This is a genomic window from Candidatus Megaera venefica, assembly GCF_034554655.1.
GTDB lineage: Bacteria > Pseudomonadota > Alphaproteobacteria > Rickettsiales > Rickettsiaceae > Megaera_A > Megaera_A venefica.
The window spans coordinates 1-5760 of record NZ_JARJFB010000119.1 but is presented as its reverse complement, the minus strand read 5'-3'; the positions used below and the strand labels follow the sequence as shown (position 1 = coordinate 5760).

The 5760-nt window shown below is 36.3% G+C and carries 5 protein-coding genes; all 5 read left to right on the top strand.

Annotated features, from left to right (window positions below):
* The first annotated feature begins 302 nt into the window (after positions 1 to 302).
* On the top strand, positions 303 to 785 hold the full coding sequence (locus Megvenef_RS06985; RefSeq protein WP_322777252.1) for a ribosome maturation factor RimP: 483 nt from the start codon (positions 303 to 305) through the stop codon (positions 783 to 785).
* Between the two features lie 86 nt (positions 786 to 871).
* Positions 872 to 2374, top strand: a complete 1503-nt coding sequence (gene nusA, locus Megvenef_RS06980; RefSeq protein WP_322777251.1) for a transcription termination factor NusA — start codon at positions 872 to 874, stop codon at positions 2372 to 2374.
* A gap of 56 nt (positions 2375 to 2430) precedes the next feature.
* Positions 2431 to 4821 carry a translation initiation factor IF-2 gene (infB, locus tag Megvenef_RS06975; RefSeq protein ID WP_322777250.1) on the top strand — a complete coding sequence of 797 codons (2391 nt, stop codon included), beginning with the start codon at positions 2431 to 2433 and terminating at the stop codon, positions 4819 to 4821.
* Positions 4796 to 5182 (top strand): ribosome-binding factor A, encoded by a 387-nt coding sequence (locus Megvenef_RS06970; RefSeq protein WP_322777249.1) that lies wholly within the window; start codon positions 4796 to 4798, stop codon positions 5180 to 5182. Before infB ends, Megvenef_RS06970 begins: the two co-directional genes overlap by 26 nt.
* 70 nt (positions 5183 to 5252) lie before the next feature.
* The coding region (locus Megvenef_RS06965) for a hypothetical protein (protein ID WP_322777248.1) at positions 5253 to 5760 on the top strand (508 nt) is incomplete at its 3' end.

Sequence of the window (5760 nt, the reverse complement as noted above, 5' to 3'; positions counted from 1 at the left end):
TGGCCGAGCTAAGAATAGCAAAAAAGAAAGAAGAAGGGAAAGAAGAAGGGAAAGAGGACAATTCTGAAACAAGACTAGAGACGCTTGAAGAAGCTAAAGCTATTGATAATAGTACTACAGACATAAACTTAGCTGGAGATTTGATGGAAGGGGCGAGTTAAGTGTCGTATTAAGTATTAATTATAATTATAAACTAAAACTTGTTGAAAACTAATTTTTTTCACTTATACTAAAAAACAGAGTTAAATAATAAGTTATTTAAGGTGGGCTTACGGCCCGCCTTTTTTGTTAGATAAGTTGGAATGGAACAAAGAGTAACAAGTCTTATTGAGAGCACGGTCAATACACTAGGTTTTGATGTTGTGAAGGTGATTATTCACGGCACAAGCACTAAGATTGTTGAGATATTGATTGAGCGAATCGACGGTGAAAAGGTTCAAGTCAATGATTGCCAAGTGGTTAGTAAGAATATTTCTGCTATGCTTGATGTTGAAGATATTATTTCAGGTAAGTATTTTTTAGAAGTTTCATCGGCTGGTGTTGAAAGGCCGCTTGTGAAAATTACAGATTTTGATAAATTTGCCGGTAGAGAAATTAAAATTCGCCTAAAAGCAGCTTTTAATGGAAACCTTACATACAAAGGCCAGCTTTTGGGTGTTGAAGGTGAAAAGGTCAAGCTGAAGTCAAAAAATATAGAAATGTTTTTTGATTATAGCAACATTAAGAATGCAAAATTAGTTTTAACTGATGATATGTTTAGAGCGTTATTAAATAAAAAAGATTAGTTCATTTCGTTATAAATCGGACACTTGATTATTTGGCATAAGAAGAAATACTAGAAAACTTAAAAATAAAGTAAAGAGAGTTAGTTATGGATAATATTGGTAAAGCTGAAATTTTACAAATAGTAGATGCTGTATCAAGAGAAAGAGGGGTATCTAAGGCCAAATTAATTGAGGCGATGGAGCAAGCTGTTCAAATAGCTGGTCGTAAGAAATATGGTCTTGAGCAAAATATTAGCGCGCAGATAGATCAAAACACTGGAAAAATCAGTTTGTTTAGAGTTAGAACAGTGGTGGATAAAGTTGAAAATACTTTCCAAGAGATCTCTCTTGAGGACGCAAGATTAATTCGTCCAGAAGCAGAAAATGGTGAAGAAATACTAGAGCCGTTGCCACCAATTGATTTGGGTAGAGTCGCGGCTCAAACTGCTAAACAAGTAATTGTTCAGAAAGTTGGGGAAATAGAAAGAGAAAGTCAGTACGAAGATTATAAAGGTCGTAAGGGTGATATATTAAATGGAACTGTTAAAAGAGTAGAATTTGGTAATATTATTGTAGATGTGGGGCGTGCTGAAGCGTTGCTTAAAAAAACTCAGCAGATACGTGGAGAAATGTTCAAAGTAGGCGATAGAGTAAAAGCTTATGTTCAGGATGTAAAAAGAGAGCCAAAGGGGCCGCAAATTTTTCTATCGAGAACTGATGATGAGTTCCTAAGAAAGTTGTTTGAAATGGAAGTGCCAGAGGTATATGATAATATAATTGAGATTAAATCGATTGCTAGAGAGCCTGGTTCAAAGGCAAAAGTAGCTGTGTTTGCTACTGATGTTTCAGTTGACCCAGTTGGTTCTTGTGTTGGTGTGCGTGGTAGTAGGGTAAAAGCGATTACTAATGAGCTTAGCGGTGAGAAAATTGATGTTATTAGCTGGGATAAAAATGTGGCTCAGTTTGTCATTAACGCGATGACGCCAGCGACAATTAGTAAAATAGTTTTCGATGAAGATAAGGGGCGCGTTGAAGCAATTGTGCCTGATGATCAGTTAAGTTTGGCAATTGGCAGAAGAGGACAAAATGTTCGCCTGGCTTCCAAAATGACTGGCTGGACTATAGATGTGATGACAGAGGAGCAAGAGTCAAAACGTCGTGGAGAAGAGTTTGCAAATACAACCGAGTTATTTGTAAATAACCTTGGAGTAGATGAAGTAACGGCTCAGTTGTTGTCTGCCGAAGGTTATACGTCCTTAGAGCAGATTGCTTATGCTGATAATGCAGCCTTGACTTCGATTGAAGGTTTTAGTAATAAGGAATTAGTTGAAGAGCTACAGAACCGTGCTATAACTTATTTTGAGGAGAAGAACGAAGAAATTATTGAAGGTCTCGAGAAACTAGGAGTAGAACAAGAGCTTCTTGATACGCTAGACTTGCCACCTGAGTATATCTTAAAATTAGCAGAATTTGGTGTTAAGACTATCGAAGATTTAGGAGAAGTGACAGTTTCTGAGTTTAGACAAATTGTCCCTGCAAACATAGTGAGTAGTGAAGAAATTGAAACTTTGATTAGTTTTGCTAAAAAGCAATCAGAAGCAGATGAATAAAATAGTCGTTATTTAATTCGCAGTTTAACATTTGAAGCAGACGGAAAATAGGGTACATGACAGATAACAAAGAAGAGAAAAAAGAAAAAAAGCTTACATTTGGTACTAATAAGCTGAGTTTAAGTAGCAAGTCCATTTATCCTAAAATGGTTTCAAAAAATTTGAGTGCATCTTCTTCAGTTGTTGTTGAAGTCAAGCGTGGAAAAGCTACTGGAGGAGATCTCACTCTTAGTAGGGAATCAAATAATTTACAGTCTAATCAAGAAATGGCTAGTAGAAGGCTTGCGGCTTTGCAACGTTCTATAGACGAAGATGGGCAAGAAAGTGCTCCCTTGAGTACGCTAAGTAGGCTTGCAGAAATCAACCAAAGTTCAGATGTAAAAGAAACTCACGAGCAAGAAGCTTCGTTAAATACCTCTGATGAAGTTGTCGTGGATTTTAGAAAAGAGAGTGATAAATCTGCGGTTGCTCCTGTCAATGTTCGTCATGAAAAAGCCGAAGAAGAGGTGGTCGTTCCGGTAAAACCCAAGCTTTTAGAGACTAAAAAACTGAAGAAATCAGATATCTTCCATATGCTTGATCAGGACGCAGGTAATGCGCCTTTTAAAACAAGGTCTTTAGCTTCGATTCAAAGAGCAAGAGCAAAAGAAAGAAGAAAGCACGAGAGCAGTTTTGCAAAAGCTGACAAAGTTTACCGTGAAGTTATAGTTCCTGAGGTTATTACTGTTGCAGAGCTTGCTAATAGAATGACTGAAAGGGGAGCTGATGTTATTAGAGAGCTAATGAAGCTTGGAGTAATGGCAGCCAGTAATCAGTCAATTGACGCAGATACAGCAGAGTTGGTCGTTACTAGCTTTGGTCATACCGTTAAGCGTATTAAAGAGTCGGATGTTGAGAACATCTTAATTGACAGAGAGGACAGCCCAGAAGATTTAAAACCAAGAGCGCCTATAGTTACAGTTATGGGGCACGTAGATCATGGTAAAACTTCTTTGCTCGATGCTCTTAAATCAACTGATGTGGTAGCTGGTGAGGCTGGCGGAATTACTCAGCACATAGGTGCATATAGCGTAACTATGTCTGACGGTAGAATGATTACGTTTATTGACACTCCTGGTCACGAAGCATTTACTGAGATGCGGACACGCGGCGCACAAGCAACAGATATTGTAGTGTTGGTAGTAGCAGCTGATGATGGAATAAAGGCGCAAACAATTGAAGCGATAAGTCATGCAAAAGCTGCAAATGTACCTATTATTGTTGCAATAAACAAAATTGATAAACCAGATGCTGACGTTGAAAAAGTTAAGCAAGAGTTGTTGATCCATGACCTGGTTCCAGAAGATTTTGGTGGTGAGATAATAACTGTTGGGGTTTCAGCTAAACAAAGGTTGAATCTTGATAAATTGGAAGAAGCTATTCTTTTAGTTGCAGAGATGCAAGACTTGAAAGCAAACCCAGAAGGTGTTGCTTGCGGAGTTGTTATTGAGTCTAGAGTAGATATTGCTCGCGGCGTAATTGTGACAGTTATTGTCCAAAGAGGTACGTTAAAAAAGGGTGATATCATTATGGCTGGTACAACATCTGGTCGTATAAAAAGAATATGTAACGATAAAGGGCGGACAATTACAGAAGCTGGTCCATCACTTGCTATAGAAATTTTTGGTTTAAATGATGCTCCATCTGCTGGAGATGTATTTAATGTTGTTTCATCAGATAAGCAGGCAAGAGATATTATTGATTATAGAATCAGAAAAGAAAGAGAATCTAGGGTCACTGCTTCAAAAACAAGCTTGGAAGATCTATTCCTCAAAGCTTCTGGAGAGAGCAAGATTAAAGAATTACCGCTTATTATCAAAGGTGATGTTCATGGATCTATTGAAGCAATTATTAGTAATCTGAATAAAATTGAAAGTGACGAAGTAAAATTAAAAATTCTACATAGTGCAGTGGGTGGTATATCAGAATCTGATGTGGCTCTTGCTACAGCTTCAAGAGCAATAATTTTAGGTTTTAACGTCAGAGCTAATAATGCTGCTGCTCAAGATGCGGACAAAAATAAAGTGGATATAAGATATTATTCAATAATTTATAATCTGATTGATGATATAAGGGCCATAATGAGCGGTATGTTGTCGCCAATTATTCGTGAAGTTTATATTGGTTCGGTTGATATTCGTGAAGTATTTAATGTGTCGAAAGTAGGTAAAATTGCTGGTAGCTATGTAACAAAAGGTACGATTAAGCGTGGTGCTGGAGTCCGTTTACTTCGTGATGATATAGTTATTCATGAAGGAAAACTCAAGACTTTGAAACGTTTTAAAGAAGACGTGAAAGAGGTCAGAGAAGGGTATGAATGCGGTATTGCTTTTGAGAATTATGAAGATATTAAAGTCGGTGATTCAGTAGAGGTATTTGAGCTTGTCGAAGAACAACAAAAGCTTTAATTTAAAAACACGGGAAAAGGATCAGTCGCAAAGGCAGCTCAAGGTGTCTCATGCTGTGCATTCCAGTCTGATTGAATGTTTCAGAAAAGGTGGTAAGTTAGATCATCGTCTTGATAGCTGTCCTTTAAGCATAACCAAGGTGAATGTAAGTAGCGACCTTAGTATTGCTAATTGTTTTTTTGTACCATTTAATACGAAATTGACCGTTGATGACATACTATCAGCGCTAGAACTCTCGCGCTTTGCTATTCGTGACTATGTTACTCGTCAGGTAAATTTAAAATATTCTCCAGAAATTAGATTTTATTATGATCCCACTTTTGAAAACTTTGAAACCATAGAAAAGCTGCTTAAGAAATAATGGTAAATTTTCAAAAGGTAGAAAAATAATATCAAAAAGAACCCTAGATTTTGGAGTAATATTAATTTTTGTGGCAATATTTTTTCATCTATTGTTTCAAAATTTCTTATTTACCAGCAATTTTGAACTATACAGTATAAGATCAGGAGATGGGGCGTCATTTCATGCTCCATTACGAAAAGTGCATGACTATTTTGTTAATTTTAAATTAGATTCTTTATTTAAAAATTTATATTATTTTGGTTATAATTGGCTTTTTTGGTTTTCATTAGGATTAGTTACTCTGCCCCTTTATCTTATTGGTAATGAGCAACTGCTAATAATTGCCCCTTGTATAATAATGCAGCTATACATAATTGGGTGTTTTTTAGTTTTTTATAAAGTGATAGGTCTATTTTCTAAAGATAAATTATTAAATTATCTTATCCTTTTTATTGCTCTTTCTTTTCCTTCATCTGGATTCTTTTCCTTACATTTTTATTGTATAGCTGCCCCTGCATTTTTTATGCTATTATCTATTTACTTTATGATAAAATCAGGGACTAGCAACGAGAGAAAGAACCTTTTTTTAGCGGCTC

Coding starts and splice junctions, on each gene's coding strand:
- Megvenef_RS06985 (WP_322777252.1), top strand. CDS start 303: ATGGAACAAAGAGTAACAAGTCTTATTGAGAGCACGGTCAATACACTA.
- nusA (WP_322777251.1), top strand. CDS start 872: ATGGATAATATTGGTAAAGCTGAAATTTTACAAATAGTAGATGCTGTA.
- infB (WP_322777250.1), top strand. CDS start 2,431: ATGACAGATAACAAAGAAGAGAAAAAAGAAAAAAAGCTTACATTTGGT.